The organism is Chryseobacterium sp. SIMBA_029 (assembly GCF_046535275.1).
GTDB lineage: Bacteria > Bacteroidota > Bacteroidia > Flavobacteriales > Weeksellaceae > Chryseobacterium.
The window spans coordinates 22616-42825 of the sequence record NZ_JAWRXA010000013.1 but is presented as its reverse complement, the minus strand read 5'-3'; the positions used below and the strand labels follow the sequence as shown (position 1 = coordinate 42825).

The following is a 20210-nucleotide window of genomic DNA, read 5'->3' as shown; positions in this document are numbered from 1 at the left end:
CGGATACGGACAGATCAATTGGGAAACGTTGCACTACAGCTCCTCCGGTATTGCAGGGTAAAAAAAATTAACCAAATCGTAGAAATGCTGAGGTGGGTATTTCTAAAATAAAAATCATCAGGTCTGAAACATCAACAACCGATCTGATTATTCTAAAATCTTTAACTATGAGAAAACTAACTTTGATCGCTGCAGCAACATTATCACTTACTGCGTGTCAACATGATTCATTAGCAGATTCATCAACTCCGTTTGAAATGAAATCAGCTTCTGCTGAATATATTACGGCTTCTGCACTTCCTGTAACTACTGTTAGTGGTGCCATTACGTCCAATACGACATGGAGTGGAGTGGTAGAAATCAACGGGATTGTTACCGTTAAAGATGGAGCAACGCTTACCATACAGCCAGGTACATTTATTAAGGCAAAACCAAACGCTATAGGAGAAGGTTCAGGAATATTGGTGATTACTAAAACAGGTAAAATCAATGCTACCGGAACAGAATCTCAGCCTATTATTTTTACAAGTTATAAGTTATTGGATGGAAACGAAGATACCACAGCTACGCCGGGAGATTTCGGAGGAGTTGTTATTTTGGGAGATGCACCAACCAATGTACCGACTACAACGACTATCGAAGGTTTAACAGGTAGCGATTATTATTTTGGAGGTACCAATGCTGCCCATAATGCAGGTACATTAAAATATGTTCGTATTGAATTTGCCGGATACGATTTTGTAGGCGCTAATTCTGGTAACGAAGTAAATGCCTTGTCATTAGGAGGTGTCGGAAACGGAACAACATTAGACCATATCCAGGTATCTTACGGTCAGGATGATTCTTTCGAATTCTTCGGAGGTACGGTTAACGCTTCCAACCTGGTTTCTTTTGCTGCAGAAGATGATAACTTCGATTTTGACAATGGGTACACCGGAACAATTACCTGTGCACTTTCTTTAGCGGATTATAATTCTACACATACCGTAAGTGGTGGAAGTCCTGATTCCAACGGTATCGAGCTAGATAACAATGCCGGTGGTACCTCTACTGCATTGCTTACTCATCCTGTCATCAATAACCTTACGATTATAGGAGCTTCAAGTACAGCTAACGGAGCAGTATATGAAAACGGAATCCATATCAGAAGAAATGGTAGATTAACGTTAAATGATGCGGTCGTTACAGGATATCCTACAGGAATCAGAGTAGAAGGTTCAGGTTCAGAATTATCTTCTGCCTCTGCTTACAGTACGATTAAAGTACACGGATTTTCAACAGCTGTTCTGGGAACAGGAACAGCGGGAATTCCTGTTGCTAATTTATTAACAGGAGCATCTTCAGTTTGGGGAATGTCACAGCCATTCTTTAACAACGGAGGATGGAATGTATCGCCAAGAAACTGTGGAAATTTCCAGGGAATCTGGACAAAATATGATTTCTCAGTAGTACAATAAACTTACTTAAAAAGCAGGGAAGGCAGTCTTGTTATTCCCTGCTTTTATTACAAACAAAAACTTTAATAATTGGTATTATGAAAAAAATAATTTTATTATCTATTGTATTTTTATCAGAATCAATCGCTGCACAGTATGTGGTTTGGAGTAATTCTTTTGATTCTGCAGCAGCTTTACAGGGATGGACGTTCCATGATTTGAACAGCAACGGAAACGGATGGATGCAGGGACAGAATATTTACCATAACGGTACCGCACTAACCTACGGAACATCGGGCGTTCTTCGTCATTCTATCAATTTGGTTCCTACGGGAAATGCTACAAATTTTGCCACAGAAAATGACTGGATCATTTCCCCTGAAATTGATCTTACAGGAGTGGGCGGAACCATCACATTAGCCGGATACATCGGAAGACAAAGATCTACCCATAACAGTGTGAGCAGAGATGTGTATATTTTTGTGAGCACTCCCCAAAAACAGGTTCCCGGATTGTCTGACTTCCAGCAATTGGCAACAGAGGCACAAAATACAGGCGGGGCATTATATAAATTCAGTGCAACTAGTGCTGTTTTGCCTACAGACCTAACTCAGTTTGCTGAATCATTAATTGATATCTCAACTTTCGCCGGAAAGAAAATTTACATCGGACTTTGGTCCAACAGAGTTTCATCTGGAGCCGCTTCCAATTCGCAGAATATCAATATTGATGAGATGGCTATTTTTTCCACTTCATTGTTAGTAACAAAAGATACCAAAGCAAATAAAAACAAAACACAGGTAGCGGAGAATCCTGTAACAGCATTTTTACAGCTGAAACTCAATCCAGCATTGAAAGAAAATAATACAAAGGTTGCCGTATATAATATGGCCGGACAAAAAGTTTTGATGACGCAATATTTAAAAAGTATCAATGTTATGATGCTGTATACCGGAACGTATATGCTGGAAGTGTCTGATGGAATTATCACAGAAAGACTGAAATTTATCAAAAAGTAAGTCTTTTTATCCTTAAAACTAATTCCGCTGGAATTGCCATGAAATACAATTTATATAAAGATAAGTTAAACGCCTGACCGCAAAAACTTTGACTCAAAAATATATCCAACATAGTTTTTTTTATAATTGTTCTATTGTCCTGCGATTGGGTAGGGCAATAGTTTTAAACCGATACACTATAATTTAATATAATACCCATGAAAAAGATTGTAACACTGATCGTACTGTTCATCCTGTTTTCCTGTACAGACAGCAGTGTGATGCAGCCGTACGACAAAGCGCAGAAGCCTGCGGACATCAATATTATAGGATATTCCAAACCGGATATCATTCAGCTCAGGCTGAACGGAGTTCCCGTATCCATTAATGGAAATACCTCCTATACCAATAAAATAGAAACCAGGCTGAGTTTTGTGGTAGACGAAAATGAAACCGATCAGCTTACCATTCATAATAATCAGACCCATACGGAAATAGCCAGATACACCATCAATTATCATAATATACAGGATTTCAAAGATCTGAATTTCTTCAATCTTCCGGGTGTTTTTCTGCAAACCTATGCTGTAAAACCTCAGGTCAATCTTGGGAAAGTAGGATTTGAATTTATTTTCCCAAATCTCGGGGAATATTCCGGTTCCCAATTGACAAATATAAAAGGAGTGTTGAAAAGAGAAAACGGAGTTGTCCTTGCAGAATTCGACAACATCGGAAAAGATCATTTTACGGCTGTGAAAATATATAATTTTTTCAGCGCTTCAGCACCCGTATATCTGGAATTATACAAACCCGGAACTACAGATCCATACATCGGTTCTGAAATCATTAAAGTTAAAATCAAACAGGATATCGGCGCCAATATGATCGTTCTTCAGGAAGTATTGGAGAACGGAAAATTAGTTGTTAAAGGCGACATTGATGTAGCCGATTACTTATAAAGAATTGAATTGTATGCCAACTCAAAATATGATACGTTTTTTTAAAAATGCTGTACCGGTACTTGCAGTAATCGCTGTCTTTATCATTTCCTGCAAAGATAGGGATGAAGATATTCCCAACTTTCCGGAAGGAAGTACAGAATCAGTGAATGTCTGGGTTCAGGACAGTATGAGGCGGTATTACTATTGGGCAGAGCAGATGCCTGCAAAACCGGATTATCACCTGCCGGTCAAAGACTTCTTTAAAAGTTTGCTCTCTTCCCAGGACCGTTTCTCCTTCATTGTCAATACAGATGATCCCTCGACATATCCCCGTTCAGTACGGAATATGTACGGTTTTGATTATGCCACTCTTCAAATACCGGGGGGTAAAGTGGTCACTGTTATCAAGCTTGTCCTTAAAAATTCTCCGGCCCAGAATGCCGGACTGGAAAGAGGAAAAATCATTACGAAAATTAATGGAACATCTGTCACAGCTTCTAATGCAGAACAGTTGACCACCTCCATTCCTGAGCAAACCATCCTTACACTTACCGTGGGAGACTGGAAAGACGACACTGTCATTAACGAAAAAAATATGACTATTTATTACGGGTTTTCTTTAGATCAGCCCGTGATGTCGAAAATTTTTGAAGAAAACGGAAAAAAAACAGGATACCTGTATGTGTATGATTTTCCTGATGGAATGACTCCCATACTCAATCAGAAATTTGCAGAATTTAAAGCAGCAGGAATACAGGATTTAATTCTGGATCTCCGCTACAACTATGGCGGTTCCGTTGCCTCTGCGGCTGCACTTTGTACACTGATTCCTTCAGGCATCACCTCCGGCTCCCATTTCATTACCTATAAAGGAAATAAAAACGGCGGAGAAGTAAAGAGAACCTTCTCTCAGCAGATTGCCTATGATCCCGGTGCTCTGGGTTTCACTACATTACGGGCCAATGCATTGGGAATAAATAAAGTATATATTCTCACATCCGGCAGTACCGCATCAGCCTCTGAAATCGTGATCAATAATCTTAAACCGTATATGCAGGTCGTACAGGTTGGTGACATCACGCTGGGAAAAGATATGGCAGGATTTACCGTAGAAGATAAACGAAAACCGCGTAAAATCTCCTGGCAGATTCATCCCGTTATTTATAAAGTTTTCAATGCCAATGACGAAGGCGGATACAGCAGTGGAATTACCCCACAGAAACCGGTCAGTGAATATGCATCGTTGCCCTTACTTCCTTTAGGAAATCCCGATGAGGTTTTGCTTTCATCAGTGCTCAATTCGATTTATTCAAAACAGGGAAGCAAAGAAATATCCGGTGAGAAAATGAAAATTATATTTCAAAGTGATGCACCGCTGATCAGTATTGAAAACTAATCAATAAATATAATTATGCAGGGAATAGAACCTAAATTTCACAGCAACCTGACCGAAAGGATGGAGCATTACCGCTGGTTAGTAAAACAAATCGCTGATGATGCTGATGGACAGTCCGGAGATATTATTTCCCGGGCTTCAGAACTGGGTGGATTGTATGAAGACTATCTGATTACCAAAAGAAAACTGGAGCAGACTATAAAAAATTACAGAAAATATAATAACGATCTCCGCAAGCTGCTGAACATAAAAATGCGTGAATTAAAAAAAACTGAAGAATTACGCAAAAGGGAAAAGAAAATACATAAATAATGTGAGTTTAGAAGCAACAATAACCTCCCAGTTCCGGCTCCAAACTTCCCGATATTATTAAAAACAAGGAGTGAAATAAATAAATGAATTTACTGTCTATTGGTAAATTTTAAATCAAAAATTATACATTTTAAGAATAATATTCATTTTTGTGGCACAATAATAGGTTCATTATAACTAACTACTTGAAACTTTAAAACCACTCACAAAATGAAATCACAGGATCAATTACCACAAAAAATAAGCGGGAAAACCGTTGTTATTACAGGAGGAAGCAGCGGAGTAGGAAGAGCTGCTGCTGAAGCATTTGCATTAGAAGGATGTAATATCGTTATTGCCGCCAGAGGAAAAGAAGCTCTGGATGAAACCGTAGCATTATGCAGAGATTTAGGAGCCATAGTCATTGGTGTTGTTACCGATGTTTCCATAGCATCAGAGGTTGAAAATCTGGCCAAAGAAGCCTTACAGTTCAATGGAAGAATTGATATCTGGGTTAATAATGCAGGCGTCATGGCCAGTGGAAAATTTGAGGAAATTCCCATGGAACTTCATGAACAGGTCATAAAAACCAATTTATTTGGATACATGCATGGTGCCTACAGCGTGCTGCCGATTTTTAAAAAACAGCAGGAAGGAATTCTTATCAATAATGTATCCATTGGAGGCTTTATGCCGGCGCCTTACAGTGCCGTTTATTCCGCTACAAAATTTGGGATCCGGGGAATGATGGAATGCCTGAATGGAGAAATTTCCGATTCTAAAGATATTCACATCTGTAATCTCTATCCGCAAATCCAGCAGTCTACAGGAAATATGCATTCCGCAAAATATTCCGGACTGGATTTTAAAATACCGCCATTTGCAGCCGATCCACGCGATACTGCCGCTAAAATAGTACAACTCGCAAGAAGTCCGCAAAAAGACCTCTTTCCCGATACCACTTCACTCGTTCTTAAAACCGTATACGGCCTATTCCCAAAACCTATTATTAATATCGCTTCAGCAGGAATGCGTCTCATGATGAAGATGAAAAATGCGCCCTCTGATCCCGGAAATGTTCTGCAGGAATCCAAAAATCCCCACAGAATTTATGGAGAAACCATGCTTCCCGTACCTTCCCGAAATACTAAAATGGCATTGTTGGCAGGACTTGGAATTGGATTAACTTATATACTGCTGAAAAGCCACACTGATAAAAAAGACAGTTAAACTTAAACATTAATCACATGGATACGCAACTCATCAAAAAAATAGGAAGATATGCATTAGGCGGATTTTTAATATCAGCCGGTATAGGACATTTAACCTTTGCCCGAAAAGAATTTAAAGCACAGGTGCCGGAATGGGTACCTCTTGAAAAAGATGATACTGTATTCTACTCAGGTATTGCTGAAATTGCTTTGGGAACTGCATTAATTGGAGCTTCTGAAAAACAACAGGATATCGTAGGAAAAGTGGCAGGAACTTTTTTCGCTGCGGTATTCCCAGGAAATATTGCGCAGTATAAAGACCGGAAAGATGGTTTCGGTCTGGATACTGATAATAAAAGACTGCTGAGATTATTCTTTCAGCCGGTTTTAATAGCCTGGGCTCTTGGTTCTACAAAAACAGATAAATAAATAGACTATTATTAAGATTACAAGGGGAATTACCTGAAAAATAATCTTCAAAAATGGGAAAGAATTTCTTTTTAGTTAAAAATAATATAAATTTTAGACCAATATTAAAATGTAGTCGAAAAATATGTACATTTGCATCAGGATTATAAGTATGGCCAACGAGAATTTTAAAAATCAGGTAATTACTGCTGCTCAAAAGCTTTTCCAGGAACACGGATTAGGTATGGTGACCATGGAAGATGTCGCAAAAGCGGTAGGAAAAGGGAAAAGTACCCTTTATTATTATTTTAAAAGCAAAGAAGAAATCTTCAATGCAGTTTTGGATTCTGAGATCAGTGATGTAGTTACTGAAACATTAAAAAGGCTCAGCATACATGATATTTTCCTGGATAAACTGAAAGCTTTTACCCATACAAAATTTGAGATGGTTCAAAAGCGTAAATCCTTATATAAAGCCATGGAAGCCGGTATGGATGCTGAGGCATTTTCCCAGTATATGGAAGCTAAAAAACAGATTCACCAAAAATATCTGCAGAAAGAGATTCTTATTTTACAACAGGTATTTTTTAATGCCATACAACGGAATGAAATTCCTGACATGGATATTAATCAGATTGAAAAGAATATTTTTCTCTTTCTTTCCGCGATACGTGGGATCAACAGAGAGTTTGTTGTTCATGGAAATCCTGATGATGATGGAAAAGATGTTCTTAACCAATTCTGTGAATTATATTATCGGGGAATCCGATAATATTTTTTTATTCATTTTTCGACCCAATTTTAATTTTAGTCTATAAAAAATAATATGAATTTTGCTAACGCCTTCAGAGTCTTTAAATCCCGTGATTACCGGTTGTTTTTTACCGGACAGTTAATTTCAAGAATAGGAATGTGGATGCAGCGTACCGCGGTAATCTGGGTAATCTACACCATGACGAACTCTGTTCTGATGGTAGGAGTTGCCACTTTTGCCGAGCAGTTTCCTTCCTTTTTATTATCTCCGGCGGGAGGAATTACCGCCGACCGGTACAACCGCTACAAAATTCTGATGGCGACGCAAATTATCTCCGCACTGCAAGCTGTTTTATTAACTGTTTCTTATGTGTACGGATACCATTCTGTAACCATACTGCTATTGTTAAGTCTAATGCTTGGGATCGCCAATGCCTACGATATTCCGGCTCGACAGGCTATGGTCAATGATCTGGTAAAATCCAATGAAGATCTGCCGGCCGCTATCGCCATGAATTCCTCCCTCAATAACCTAACCCGTCTTGCGGGACCTGCGCTAGCGGGAATTGTTATTGCCAACTATGGTGCAGCCATTTGTTTTGGAACCAATGCCATCAGTTTTATTGCAGTGATTATTTGTTTAAATATGATCCATTTTCCGGCCTATAAAGCTCCTCTGAAAAGAAAAAAACCGTGGACAGACTTTAAAGAAGGCTTCGATTATATGAAAAAACAGCCGGAGATTTCTAAAACACTTTTGCTCTGCAGCCTGGTCAGTTTTTTTGTAATTACCTATAATACATTGCAGCCTTATTTTGCCAAATCGGTGTTTCATGGAGATGCCGCTACCTACGGGTATATGACTGCGGCGACAGGACTGGGTGCTTTTACCAGTACTTTATTCATAGCGTCACAGAAAAAAGTAAGCAATCTTAAAACAATACTTTTTTTCAATCTTTTGCTACTGGGAGCAGGGCTTATAGCCATGTCATTTGTAAAAATATTTCCCGTTTATATCATATTCTGTTTCATCTGCGGATTTGGAACCATGTCTATTATGCCGATCTGTAATACCATTATTCAAACCGTTTCTGTAGTGGAAATGCGTGGACGTGTGATTGGTTTCTTTGCCATGGCTACGCTGGGAACATTGCCTTTGGGAAGTCTGATTATTGGCTGGATTTCTAAATACATCAGCGCACAGCATTGCCAATTGGCGCAGGGAATTCTCTGTCTTATTATTGTGATGTTTTTCTACAAATTTTTAAAAGGGGAAAAGAAACCGGATTCCTGTGAAGGCGATCTGGAGATTCAACATAAAAAAGATATTATTTTAAACCCATAAATACGATAAAAATGCAAAACAACAATTCAACAGCATTGCTAGTTCTCGACATGCAGGAAAATCTGCTGCAGAGATTGGAGGGAAGTGAAAAACTGATTGATAACGTGTCAAAAGCCATACAATATGCCAGGGAGAATACCATTCCGGTGATCTATGCAGTGGTAGGATTTAAAAAAGGCCTTCCGGAAATTAATATCCACAACAAAACCTTTGGGAATTTAGCATCCATGTTGGAAAAAACGAGAATGGAAGACTTTATGACCATCGTACCTCAATTGGCCCCGGTTGAAAATGAGCCCGTTGTTATCAAAAAAAGATTCAGTGCTTTTGTGGGCAGTGATCTGGAAGTTATTGTAAGGTCACAGCAAATCAAACATCTGGTCATGTGCGGGGTCGTTACAAGCGGTGTTATTCTGTCTACGGCACTGGAAGCGGCTGATAAAGATTATCAGCTGACCATTTTGTCCGATGGTTGCCAGGACCAACAGCTTGATGTTCATCAGATGTTGATGGAAAAAATACTTCCCAGACACGCTGTTATTCAGACCTGTGAAGAGTGGATCAAAGGTTAAATGAAATTTTCCCCTGTACATTGTGTATCGGGGATTTTTTCTAAACTACTGCTAATGTGCCGTTTTATTTTCAAGAACCTTCTGAATATACCCGGACAGGAGCTTTGTATTCCCGCTATAATGATGATTTCCCTGAATATGTTTCATCTGATAATTGGAACCCAGTGTAATTTGCTGGTAAGGAAAGTGGAGAAATTCAAAATTACTCAGGATCAAGGTTACCGGAACCGTATGTATTTTATTGATTTCAGGGACTACAGCCATACTGCCTTTAGGTTCCATACCGAAATATTCGTTGAGATGGATTTTAAAATCAGTAGTTTTTGAAGGACCAATAATGAAAATATGCTGAATTTTCTTTTTTAAATGACCGGTAAAATGATTGTACACAAAAGGGGTGACGTCCGCACCGAAAGAATAACCTACTAAAATAACTTTTTGATTTTTTCGTCCGTTAAGCTGCTGATTGATATACCATTCGATCTCTGCAGAAGTTTGTTTCGGTGTTTTTTTATTCCAGAAATACGTTTTTGTATTTAAAGCAAAAACATCATATCCTAACGTATGAAAGTCATTGTTTAACCCTTTTGAAAAAGAATTAAACCCTGCATCTCCACTGATGTAAAAAATAATAGGCTTATCAGTATGCGAATTCCATACAGATATTTCAAAATCATTTTTAGAACTGCAGGCCTGCAACAGCAACAATGCGGCAACAGGAAGTAGTTTCAGGAGGAATAATACTGCATTTTTCATGGCTTCATAACCTTATTAAGTGAGGCTGGAATTTGTAACAGATCAAAATCACTGTTGTAGACCAGATATTTATTTTCCCAGGTACTGGCATATTTTTCTTTAAAATTTCTAAGCGTCTGATACGATTTAAAACTGCCGACTCTCTGATACGCAAACTGTAAGACATCTTCTGCCGTATTGCTGGGCTGCTGCATTCCGGCCATAGGAGTCATTCCCATATTGATGTATTGAAGATTCTTGCTTTTGGCATATTCTACCAACTTTACAATAAGCAGATCGATACTGCCGCTGGGAGCAGCTTCAGTTTTTCTCACCATATCATAGCTGCATTCATCAGGAGCGCAGTGTGGAATGATATTCAGGAAAGCAACACATTTCCGTTCAGCATTCCATATAAGGATAAGATCTTCAGATTGTACCGTTTCAGCATTGAACATTCCTTCAGCAAAAACGATTTCTTTTTTATCAGATTCTGTCAGCCAAAGATCGGACACATTTTTTATCTGGGCAATAATCTCTTCCGGATGAGGAGCATAGAGTATCTCTGCATAATATCCGGATTTTTCTAATCCGTTAATGCTGTTCCGGATTGATTTTTTATCCTTGCCGGTCAGACTGAATTTTTCAGTATCTACTATAGCATCCTGGCCGATGAAAAGTTTTTGCTTTTTCAGGGGATTAAAGTAAATTAACCCACTTTCATCTATCCGGTAATAGCAGGTTTTTAAATTATTTTGCTGACAGTAATGATCAAATTCGCGGATAAGGTCTGTTTTATCCCTTTCCAGACATACGGGTTCTTCCAGTACCACTGCAAACCCATTAGCTGTCCTGAATGAAACAAATCCGTGAACATCTTCGGAAAAATAGAACTGCTTTTCCTGGGTAAGTTTAAAATAATCCAATGAAGAATTTCCGTATTCTTTTACAAGATTCTCCGCATTACTGCGGTTTTCAGTATCATCCTGTTCCCTGTGAATATTCATTCTGTAAAATGAAAATATAAGGAAAAGCCAGGAAGTAATTCCTAAAATATAATTCAGGTTTTGAAAATCCCTTCCAAACGCAGTGTTGGCAACGAGCCCTGAATCTTTAAACAGAAGAAAGGTGTGTAACGTATAATATACTGCCTGTTCTTTGGTGAAGTTAATTCCAAAATGCCGTTCACTGATAAAGTAAAAAGCAAGACAGTCAAAAATAAATATAATAATGAAAATTCCTAAAAACCAGCTGAATCCACGATGTATAGATATTCTTTTTGCCTTTAAAATATATTCCTTCCTGCTGTATATCAATAACCCTAAAGTAAATAAAGCAAATAACGCTTCTTCATAATCTAATGCCTTTAATACATTGAATACAGCCGAAGTTATGGTAAGCACTACCGCAAAATACCATGCTCTTTTAGAACCACGAAAAAGATTAGCTGAAGTTACCAGCAGCAGGATTCCCGAAATAAGCGTCAGTATTTTAGAGAGATGAATTGCCTCCAGAGGAAGATAATTTTTTAGGATATGAATTCTGTTGGTAAGTGCCGGAGTAATAACGGAAAGGAGATTTATAATCCCTAAAGAAAAAATCATGAAAACCGGAAGTACCCTGGCGAAAAGCTTTCTTCCGCTCCACAAATAAGAAAAAATTCCCAATACCAAAGGAAGCCAGAATTCAAAGACACGATATAACAGCGTAACTCCTAAACCATCAGCGTGGCTATATCCGAAATTAGCAAGGATAAAAGTGAGAGAAAATTCTACAGCTCCCAATCCGCGCAGAAATGGTGATACGATCATCAGTAATACAGAAACGACATATGAAATTGCCGCTGCAGAAAAAGAAGCCGGAACACCAAAAGCATACATGGCTATTAAAAGGTGAAAAACACCACAAAATTCAATAGCTATCGAAACCAGGACGGTGAGCCAGAATTGTTTTTTATCAATGTCACTGCTGAAAATTTCCTCAGCAGAACTGATCAGTTTGGGGAATTTTTTCTCGAAAAACAGATAGAAAGAATTTTTCTTTCTGAATGAAATAAAAATACAATAACATCCCGCAAGTACAACAGAAAGTATAGAAATTCCGATCCAGCTGTCACCAAAATTTTTATTGATAAATACAGCATAACCAATCAACGGAATACCTACCATTAAAACCGTCAGTAATCCTACAAAGCCGTAAACCGCACTTGCCTGATGAATTTTAGACGACTTATAGCCTTTGGTTCTGATATTCCTCGGAAGATAGGCCAGGGAACTTACTCCTCCGGCCGGAAGAAAAATACTCAGAAAATTTCGCTTAAGAAATAAGCCGACTGCATCAGCCAGCTTTATATTCAATCCGGTACTCCGAAAGCTCGTTACATACATCAATCCCTGCAGAAGAACATAAAAAAACGTCAGTATAATTCCGGATACGATCCACCATAGATCTGCATTTTGAAGTTCCGGACCAATGGAAGCCATTTCATGTCTTTCACTCCTGAAAAACACAAATGCCAGCAGCAAAATAATAATAGCCAGGACTTCTTTCCAGCCTACCTGTTTAATAATTTTTGAAATTTTCATGAGCTTTATAGTGATGTGAGCTTTATAGGTTTATCCCTATAAAAACACCTTATAAAAATAATTAAAAATTTTTTAGAAGTGGATTATATTTATACCCAAATCAAATAGCTATGAATAAGGCGGTTAGCCTTCTAGTGATCATTTCTTAATACTGCATATTTTAAAAAAAACATCCGGTTCTTATCAAATACAGCATTTACTGTATCAGATTCAGCATTTAGTAAAGATTGGAATCTTATTGATTCATGGCAAAATGTTTCAAAACAGCTGAGACGAATCGGAACGGAAACAACTTATTGTATTTTCTACGGGCAAATTCAAATGAGATTTTTGAGCCAATGAAATTTTACCCGCAAGAGCAGATTCCATCAAAAGGTTTGTACAGGAGTAAAACGTATTATTAATATTGTTTTAACATCCATTAAATCAAATTTTTATGCTTATTTCATGACTTTTTATATCGTCCGGTGAAATACTAGCTCACAGTATGATCAATTTTTGATCATTTTTTATGAATTATTCTCTCATTTTGATAAAATTGGGAAATTGAGCTGGTAAATGGGTAAAACATTTTCCATTTTTATAATTATTTTACACTTAAAAATGCTTTTTTTTGCCATATTTTGAAAAAAAATTAAAGAATTTTAAAATTTCTCTTATCATATTTTTTGTTTTAAAAACGATTCACTTTTTACAGTCTTTTTTTAGAGTTAAATCACTCTTAATGAATTTCTTTAGCATTTTATATCATCACTTTTACGATAACCTTATCATAAAATGTATGTCATTCTTATCATAAAAAATAGATATGTAAACTGTTGATATGCAGTTGATAATGTTAGATTTATTTTTTTATCTCGATTGAATTTTTATATTTGTGATGTTACGCAAATGTTAACATATCAATGAGCCCAAATTTTATTCATACTTATGTTTCTGTCGATTGTGTTGTTTTTGGATTTGACCATGAAAACCAATTGAATATTTTATTGGTACAGCGCCGTCTTGATGATTTTCCGAAGGAGAAGCAGAAAAAATTGCCAGGAAGTTTAATTCTGAGTGATGAAGATGTAGATGATGCTGCACAACGGGTGCTGTATGAATTAACCGGAATCAAAAAAATGGTTCTCAAACAGTTTAAGTGTTTTGCAGATCCCGTGCGGGCAAGCAATCAGGAGGATATCAAATGGATGGGGAAGGAGTATGAGCATGATATCGACAGGATTATTACGGTAGCCTATCTTTCTCTTTGCAAGATTGATCATAAAATCAACAGCACAAAATATGATACGGTAGACTGGTGTCCTATAGATAAAGTACCGACACTGCCATTTGACCACAATAAGATCATCAACGAATCGTTAACAGAGATCAGAAAATGGATAGAATCCGATTTCTCTATTATTTTTGAACTGCTGCCGAAAAAATTTATCATAAGACAATTGTATCAGCTGTACAGTGCATTAAGCGAAAAACAGATCGACATCAAGAATTTTCACAAGAAGATCTCGTCATTCAATTATATCATTCCTTTAGAAGAGATAGAAACGAATGTATCGCATCGGGCGGCAAGATATTATAAATTCGATGCTAAAATATTTAAGAAAAACAATACCAAACTCATCAAATAAACACCCCCTTTTGAAATTATGTATTTGCTAGGATATGACATAGGCAGTTCTTCTGTTAAAGTTTGTCTCATAGAGGCATCCAGTGGGAAAATTATTGCATCAGATTTTTCTCCTAAAAAAGAAATGAAAATCATGGCAGCCAACCCGGGTTGGGCTGAGCAGAACCCTGCAGAATGGTGGCTGAATTTAAAACTCGCCCACGAATCTGTAATGCATGAATCTGGAATCCATCCTGAAGATATAAAAGGAATCGGTATTACCTGGCAGATGCATGGATTGATCCTGGTAGATAAAGACCAAAACCTGCTGCGTCCCTCTATTATATGGTGCGACAGCCGTGCCGTATCTTATGGGGAAAAGGCTTTTCAGGCAATAGGAACAGAAAAATGTTTATCCCATTTATTGAATTCACCGGGGAATTTTACGGCATCAAAACTAGCTTGGGTAAAAGATAATGAGCCCGAAATTTTTGAAAAAATTGATAAAATAATGCTTCCCGGGGATTATATCGCGATGAAGCTTTCAGGAGAAATAGGAATAACCATTGAAGGGCTTTCTGAAGGAATATTCTGGGATTTTAAAAACAACTGTATTTCCGAAGATGTGATTAATTATTACGGAATTCCTAAAAGTTTTTTCCCGGAAATCATCCCTACATTCGGGATCCAGTCTACCGTTTCTGCATCTGCTGCTCAGGAACTGGGATTAAAAGAAGGAACACCGATTTCATACCGGGCAGGAGATCAGCCCAATAACGCACTTTCCCTGAATGTTTTCAATCCCGGAGAAATCGCTTCAACAGCCGGAACTTCAGGAGTGGTATATGGAGTACTGGACCAATTGGAATATGATCCTCTTTCAAGAGTCAATACATTTGCCCACGTCAATTATACCCCTGAACAGATCAGGTTAGGCGTATTATTGTGCATCAATGGAACCGGAATCTTAAATTCATGGCTAAAACATAATTTTGCCACTTCACTTTCCTCTTACGGTGATATGAATGATCTGGCCTCACTTTCTCCGGTAGGATCAAAAGGATTAAGCATCATTCCTTTCGGAAACGGGGCAGAAAGAGTACTGGAAAATAGAGATACCAGCTGTTCTATGCATGGCATTAATTTCAATATTCATTCAAAAGGAGATATTTTGCGTGCCGCACAGGAAGGAATCGTCTTTTCTTACGAATACGGAATGAATATCATGAGAAATATGGGTATGGATATTCAGGTTATCCGGGCAGGAAACGCCAATATGTTTTTAAGTTCAATTTTCCGGCAGTCTCTTGCCAGTGTCAGCAATGCAGTGATTGAACTTTACGATACGGACGGAGCAGTAGGAGCGGCCAGGGCAGCCGGAATGGGAATCGGATTCTATGCAGATTCTAAAGAAGCATTTTCTTCCCTCGAAAAAATTGCTGTGATAGAGCCGGAAACAGAAAAAAGAGAACAATATTTAGAAGCCTATACCAGATGGAAACAACATCTTAACGAAATAATGTAATCACCCTAGAATAAAGCTTTTCATAGTACCTGCGGACTTATAAAAACCCGGCAGGCAGGGGATTCTTATGCCAAATTATAAAAAACAAACTAAAAATAAAAATCAAATACATATGAACATTTTAACAGAAAAGAAAGCGTTTTTCCCGGGTGTTGATACCATCAAATTTGAAGGTAAAGAAAGTAGAAATCCAATGGCATTCCGATATTACGATGCAGACAGGGTAGTAATGGGAAAACCAATGAAAGAATGGATGCGGTTTGCCATGGCATGGTGGCATACCTTGTGTGCAGACGGTAGTGATCCGTTCGGAGGAGCAACGATTCATCATCCATGGGATATTGGAAATGATGCTGTTTCCAGAGCGAAACATAAAATGGATGCAGGTTTTGAATTTATGTCTAAAATAGGATTTCAATACTACTGTTTCCATGATGTAGACCTAGTGGCACCCGCTGATAACTGGAAAAATTATGAAAGCAATCTTCAGGCAGTGGTGGAATACGCCAAAGAAAAACAAAAAGAATCAGGAATCAAGCTTTTATGGGGAACTGCAAATGTTTTCACGCATGAAAGGTATATGAACGGAGCTTCTACCAATCCTAATTTTGATGTGGTAGCCTGCGCAGGAACACAGGTGAAAAACTCCATCGATGCAACGATCGCACTTGGAGGAGAAAACTACGTGTTCTGGGGTGGTAGAGAAGGATACATGAGCTTGCTGAATACCGAAATGAAACGTGAAAAAGATCACCTTGCCCGTTTCCTTTCTATGTCCAGAGATTATGCACGCAGCCAGGGCTTCAAAGGAACTTTCCTGATTGAGCCAAAGCCGATGGAACCAACCAAACACCAGTATGATTACGATTCTGAAACCGTGATTGGTTTCTTAAGACATTACGGTTTAGACAAAGATTTTAAACTGAATATCGAAGTGAACCACGCTACGCTGGCAGGACATACTTTTGAGCATGAACTTCAGGCTGCGGTAGATGCAGGTTTATTAGGAAGCATCGATGCCAACAGAGGAGATTATCAAAACGGTTGGGATACCGATCAGTTCCCTGTGGATTACCGTGATCTGGCTCAGGCATGGCTGGTATTGCTTCCGGCAGGAGGATTAGGAAATGGCGGAGTTAATTTTGATGCAAAGATCAGAAGAAATTCTACTGATCCGGAAGATTTATTTATCTCTCATATTTCAGGGATGGATGTTTTTGCAAAAGGCTTGTTAGTGGCTGCAGATATTCTTGAAAACTCCGATTACAAAAAATTACGTACAGAACGATATGCTTCTTTTGATAGTGGCAACGGAAAAGCTTTTGAAGAAGGAAGTCTTACCCTTGAAGATCTTCAGAGAATTGCTCACGAGGTAGGAGAACCTCAGACCAAAAGCGGAAAACAGGAACTGTTTGAAGCGATCGTGAACATGTATATCTAAAAAAACGGGAAGGCTGCTGCCGTAATCATCCGCACCAGCCTTTTCGTTTCCCCCTTAATACTTAAAAAGAATAATTATGAACCGACTTTATTTTGCCAAAAGTAATAGAGCTGCATTGTTTTTTGCAATGGCTTTACTGCCTTCAGGCTTAGCGTATTCCCAGGTTAAAAATGATACTGTTGAAAAGGAGAAGAAGATAGATGAGGTGGTGGTGATAGGATATGGAAAACAGAGAAAAGAAGCAGTAACCGGATCTGTAGCCTCTGTAAAAGGAGATGTAATGAGAGAAGTTCCCTCCGCGAATGTCAGCCAGGCATTACAGGGCAGGGTAGCAGGAGTAGATATTTCACAGACTTCAAGTAAGCCGGGAGCTCCCATGCAGATCAGGATCAGAGGAACCCGTTCTTTAACGGCAGATAACGATCCTTTGATTGTACTGGATGGAATTCCTTTTCCAGGATCACTTGCTGATATCAGCCCGAACGATATCCAAAGTATGGATATCCTTAAAGATGCATCGTCTACCGCGATTTATGGATCCCGTGGAGCAAACGGTGTAATTTTAATCAGTACAAAAACAGGAAGAAAGCGCCAGAAAGCTACTTTCACGTATAATACCTATACCGGGATTACATCGGTTTTTGCTAAATATCCGATGATGGATGCTCAAAAATTTATTAAACTGCGTCAGGATGCCGGACTTTTCACCCAATATGGCGTGGATGAATCCAAAAACGTGAATACAGACTGGCAGGATTTAATGTATAAAAACGGCATTCTTACCAACCACGATATCGGGATTTCCGGAGGAACAGAAAAAGGTTCCTACAACTTTGGGATGAGCTATTACAATGAGCAGTCTGTATTGCCGGGGCAAAATTTTGAAAGGTTCAATATCAGAGGAAGCCTTGATCAGGAATTAGGAAAATATTTCCGGGTCGGGATGACGACGAATAATGCTTATACTGTAAATAAAGGAAGCAACCTAGGGCTGTACAATACATTAAGTACAACGCCTGTTACCAATCCTTACAATGCAGATGGAAGCTGGAAAGAGCGGGTAGTGATGTCTGCGGATACGCAATATGTCTATTCAAGAGATGTAATTGATAACCTAGGAGATGCGTGGGTAGATAAAGCGATTGCGTTCAGTTCTTACAACAATTTCTTTGGGGAATTCAAAATTCCGTGGGTACAGGGATTGACATTAAGAACCAATGTCGGACTGAATTTTAAAACCACCAATACAGGAAGTTATACCGGGAAAGGAGTGTTCAGTTCAGAACCGAATAACCTGTCTACAGCATCTATTGGAAATTCTTTAACAACGCATTGGGTGAACGAAAATATTTTAACGTTTGACAGGACTTTTGCAGAGAAACATAAAGTGAATGTGGTGGCTTTACAGTCTCAGGAACAGAGAACTTTCAACAGTTCTTACATCACAGCCAGGGATATTCCGGCAGACCAGTTTCAGTTTTATAACCTGGGACAGGCGCAGGGAGAAATTACGATCAATCCTGATAGCCAGGGATACTATAAAAGAGGGCTTAAATCCTGGATGGGAAGGGTAATGTATGAATATGACGGACGTTATATGTTTACTGCCTCGATCAGGGGAGATGCTTCCTCCGTATTGGCTCCGGGATACCAATGGAATATCTATAATGCCTTTTCAGCAGGCTGGAATATTGCAAAAGAAAAATTCCTTAAAGATTCCAAAGTCATTAATACCATGAAATTGCGTTTCGGATACGGGGAAACTTCCAATCAGGCTGTGGCACCTTATTCTACTTTTGGCCGATTAACAACTGAACCGTATAATTTTGGAGATACCTATGCAATCGGAACGTATGTATCTACGCTGCCTAATTCAAAATTAGGATGGGAATTTTCAGAAACACTGAATTACGGATTGGATTTCGGATTATTTAATAACCGGTTAACGGGTACAGTAGAATATTATACCACCAATACAAAAAATTTATTACTTGATGTTAAACTGCCTGCAACCTCAGGAGTAGGAAGCTACACCGGAAATGTAGGTTCAACAAGCAATAAAGGAATTGAAATCTCATTAAACGGAGCCATCATCCATAATCCTGACGGATTTTCCTGGGATTTCGGGGTTAACTTTTATGCGAATAAAAACAAGATCACTTCATTATCTTCAGGAGCGACAAGAGACGTTGCCAACTGGTGGTTTGTGGGACATTCCATCAATTCCATCTACGATTATCAGTATGTAGGATTATGGCAGCCGGGAGATCCTTATATGAGTATTTTGGAACCGGGAGATCCTAAATCGGTGGAAGGTTCTATCAAAGTAAAATATACCGGAGGTTATAATGCTGACGGAAGTCCGGTGAGAGCTATCAATGCCGATGACCGACAGATCCTGAATGCCGATCCTGACTTCCAGGGAGGTTTCAATACAAGACTGGCGTACAAGAATTTTGATTTAAGTATCATCGGAGCGTTCAAAAGCGGCGGAATCCTGATCAGTACGCTTTACGGAAATACCAGTTACCTGAACATGATGAACGGAAGACGAAACAACGTGGATGTTGACTACTGGACTCCGGAAAATACAGGCGCTTACTATCCAAGACCCGGAAGTGTACAAAGTAACAATAACCCTAAATACGGAAGTACATTAGCCTATTTTGATGCCTCTTATCTTAAAATAAGAACCATCACGTTGGGATATAATTTTACGCAGGGAGTTTTCAAAAAAGCAGGAATCAGCAAACTGAGAGTGTATACTACTGTTACCAATCCGTTTGTATTTTTCTCTCCTTACCATAAACAATCAGGCATGGACCCTGAAACCAACTCATATGGTAATGAAAACCAGGCTGTATCAGATGTTTATCCATCAAGATTTTTAACCATAGGAACTAATACACCATCACTTAGAAACTATATGATCGGTGTCAACTTAACCTTCTAAAAATTGACTCA

The 20210-nt window shown here is 38.6% G+C and carries 16 protein-coding genes; 14 read left to right on the top strand and 2 right to left on the bottom strand.

What is annotated here, in order from left to right; translation table 11 throughout:
* The first annotated feature begins 167 nt into the window (after positions 1 to 167).
* The 10 genes from SB679_RS20520 (at position 168) to SB679_RS20475 (ending at position 9351) form a co-directional block, all read left to right on the top strand.
* The gene (locus SB679_RS20520; RefSeq protein ID WP_410704174.1) at positions 168 to 1457 is read left to right on the top strand and encodes a hypothetical protein; all 1290 of its coding nucleotides are present in this window, start codon (positions 168 to 170) and stop codon (positions 1455 to 1457) included.
* A 77-nt stretch (positions 1458 to 1534) separates the two neighbouring features.
* A complete protein-coding gene (locus SB679_RS20515; protein WP_410704173.1) occupies positions 1535 to 2455 on the top strand; it encodes a choice-of-anchor J domain-containing protein in 921 nt (306 codons plus the stop codon).
* 197 nt (positions 2456 to 2652) lie between these two features.
* Positions 2653 to 3393: a hypothetical protein gene (locus SB679_RS20510; RefSeq protein WP_410704172.1), complete on the top strand. Its 741-nt coding sequence runs from the start codon at positions 2653 to 2655 to the stop codon at positions 3391 to 3393.
* Between the two features lie 28 nt (positions 3394 to 3421).
* Positions 3422 to 4771: a S41 family peptidase gene (locus tag SB679_RS20505; protein ID WP_410704171.1), complete on the top strand. Its 1350-nt coding sequence runs from the start codon at positions 3422 to 3424 to the stop codon at positions 4769 to 4771.
* A 15-nt stretch (positions 4772 to 4786) separates the two neighbouring features.
* Positions 4787 to 5083 carry a hypothetical protein gene (locus SB679_RS20500; protein ID WP_410704170.1) on the top strand — a complete coding sequence of 99 codons (297 nt, stop codon included), beginning with the start codon at positions 4787 to 4789 and terminating at the stop codon, positions 5081 to 5083.
* A 210-nt stretch (positions 5084 to 5293) separates the two neighbouring features.
* On the top strand, positions 5294 to 6292 hold the full coding sequence (locus tag SB679_RS20495; protein ID WP_410704169.1) for an SDR family oxidoreductase: 999 nt from the start codon (positions 5294 to 5296) through the stop codon (positions 6290 to 6292).
* Positions 6293 to 6309: 17 nt separating this feature from the next.
* Positions 6310 to 6702, top strand: a complete 393-nt coding sequence (locus SB679_RS20490; protein ID WP_034713408.1) for a membrane protein — start codon at positions 6310 to 6312, stop codon at positions 6700 to 6702.
* A gap of 124 nt (positions 6703 to 6826) precedes the next feature.
* Positions 6827 to 7453: a TetR/AcrR family transcriptional regulator gene (locus SB679_RS20485; protein ID WP_410704168.1), complete on the top strand. Its 627-nt coding sequence runs from the start codon at positions 6827 to 6829 to the stop codon at positions 7451 to 7453.
* Positions 7454 to 7507: 54 nt separating this feature from the next.
* A complete protein-coding gene (locus tag SB679_RS20480) occupies positions 7508 to 8779 on the top strand; it encodes an MFS transporter (protein WP_410704167.1) in 1272 nt (423 codons plus the stop codon).
* 11 nt (positions 8780 to 8790) lie between these two features.
* The gene (locus SB679_RS20475; RefSeq protein WP_410704166.1) at positions 8791 to 9351 is read left to right on the top strand and encodes a cysteine hydrolase family protein; all 561 of its coding nucleotides are present in this window, start codon (positions 8791 to 8793) and stop codon (positions 9349 to 9351) included.
* 51 nt (positions 9352 to 9402) lie between these two features.
* Here SB679_RS20475 and SB679_RS20470 read toward each other — a convergent pair whose 3' ends face one another.
* Positions 9403 to 10107 (bottom strand): AcvB/VirJ family lysyl-phosphatidylglycerol hydrolase, encoded by a 705-nt coding sequence (locus SB679_RS20470; RefSeq protein WP_410704165.1) that lies wholly within the window; start codon positions 10105 to 10107, stop codon positions 9403 to 9405.
* Positions 10104 to 12671 carry a phosphatidylglycerol lysyltransferase domain-containing protein gene (locus tag SB679_RS20465; RefSeq protein WP_410704164.1) on the bottom strand — a complete coding sequence of 856 codons (2568 nt, stop codon included), beginning with the start codon at positions 12669 to 12671 and terminating at the stop codon, positions 10104 to 10106. The genes SB679_RS20470 and SB679_RS20465 overlap by 4 nt, the downstream gene beginning before the upstream one ends.
* Positions 12672 to 13576: 905 nt before the next feature.
* On the opposite strand from SB679_RS20465, the gene SB679_RS20460 reads away from it, so the two are divergent.
* The 4 genes from SB679_RS20460 (at position 13577) to SB679_RS20445 (ending at position 20199) form a co-directional block, all read left to right on the top strand.
* A complete protein-coding gene (locus SB679_RS20460) occupies positions 13577 to 14302 on the top strand; it encodes an NUDIX hydrolase (protein ID WP_034713413.1) in 726 nt (241 codons plus the stop codon).
* Between the two features lie 18 nt (positions 14303 to 14320).
* Positions 14321 to 15805 carry a xylulokinase gene (locus tag SB679_RS20455; RefSeq protein WP_410704163.1) on the top strand — a complete coding sequence of 495 codons (1485 nt, stop codon included), beginning with the start codon at positions 14321 to 14323 and terminating at the stop codon, positions 15803 to 15805.
* A 112-nt stretch (positions 15806 to 15917) separates the two neighbouring features.
* Positions 15918 to 17246, top strand: coding sequence for a xylose isomerase (gene xylA / locus SB679_RS20450; protein ID WP_410704162.1), 1329 nt, complete (start codon positions 15918 to 15920; stop codon positions 17244 to 17246).
* A 76-nt stretch (positions 17247 to 17322) separates the two neighbouring features.
* Positions 17323 to 20199, top strand: a complete 2877-nt coding sequence (locus tag SB679_RS20445; RefSeq protein ID WP_410704161.1) for a SusC/RagA family TonB-linked outer membrane protein — start codon at positions 17323 to 17325, stop codon at positions 20197 to 20199.
* The last annotated feature ends 11 nt before the right edge of the window (positions 20200 to 20210 follow it).

Coding starts and splice junctions, on each gene's coding strand:
- SB679_RS20520 (WP_410704174.1), top strand. CDS start 168: ATGAGAAAACTAACTTTGATCGCTGCAGCAACATTATCACTTACTGCG.
- SB679_RS20515 (WP_410704173.1), top strand. CDS start 1,535: ATGAAAAAAATAATTTTATTATCTATTGTATTTTTATCAGAATCAATC.
- SB679_RS20510 (WP_410704172.1), top strand. CDS start 2,653: ATGAAAAAGATTGTAACACTGATCGTACTGTTCATCCTGTTTTCCTGT.
- SB679_RS20505 (WP_410704171.1), top strand. CDS start 3,422: ATGATACGTTTTTTTAAAAATGCTGTACCGGTACTTGCAGTAATCGCT.
- SB679_RS20500 (WP_410704170.1), top strand. CDS start 4,787: ATGCAGGGAATAGAACCTAAATTTCACAGCAACCTGACCGAAAGGATG.
- SB679_RS20495 (WP_410704169.1), top strand. CDS start 5,294: ATGAAATCACAGGATCAATTACCACAAAAAATAAGCGGGAAAACCGTT.
- SB679_RS20490 (WP_034713408.1), top strand. CDS start 6,310: ATGGATACGCAACTCATCAAAAAAATAGGAAGATATGCATTAGGCGGA.
- SB679_RS20485 (WP_410704168.1), top strand. CDS start 6,827: ATGTACATTTGCATCAGGATTATAAGTATGGCCAACGAGAATTTTAAA.
- SB679_RS20480 (WP_410704167.1), top strand. CDS start 7,508: ATGAATTTTGCTAACGCCTTCAGAGTCTTTAAATCCCGTGATTACCGG.
- SB679_RS20475 (WP_410704166.1), top strand. CDS start 8,791: ATGCAAAACAACAATTCAACAGCATTGCTAGTTCTCGACATGCAGGAA.
- SB679_RS20470 (WP_410704165.1), bottom strand. CDS start 10,107: ATGAAAAATGCAGTATTATTCCTCCTGAAACTACTTCCTGTTGCCGCA.
- SB679_RS20465 (WP_410704164.1), bottom strand. CDS start 12,671: ATGAAAATTTCAAAAATTATTAAACAGGTAGGCTGGAAAGAAGTCCTG.
- SB679_RS20460 (WP_034713413.1), top strand. CDS start 13,577: ATGAGCCCAAATTTTATTCATACTTATGTTTCTGTCGATTGTGTTGTT.
- SB679_RS20455 (WP_410704163.1), top strand. CDS start 14,321: ATGTATTTGCTAGGATATGACATAGGCAGTTCTTCTGTTAAAGTTTGT.
- xylA (WP_410704162.1), top strand. CDS start 15,918: ATGAACATTTTAACAGAAAAGAAAGCGTTTTTCCCGGGTGTTGATACC.
- SB679_RS20445 (WP_410704161.1), top strand. CDS start 17,323: ATGAACCGACTTTATTTTGCCAAAAGTAATAGAGCTGCATTGTTTTTT.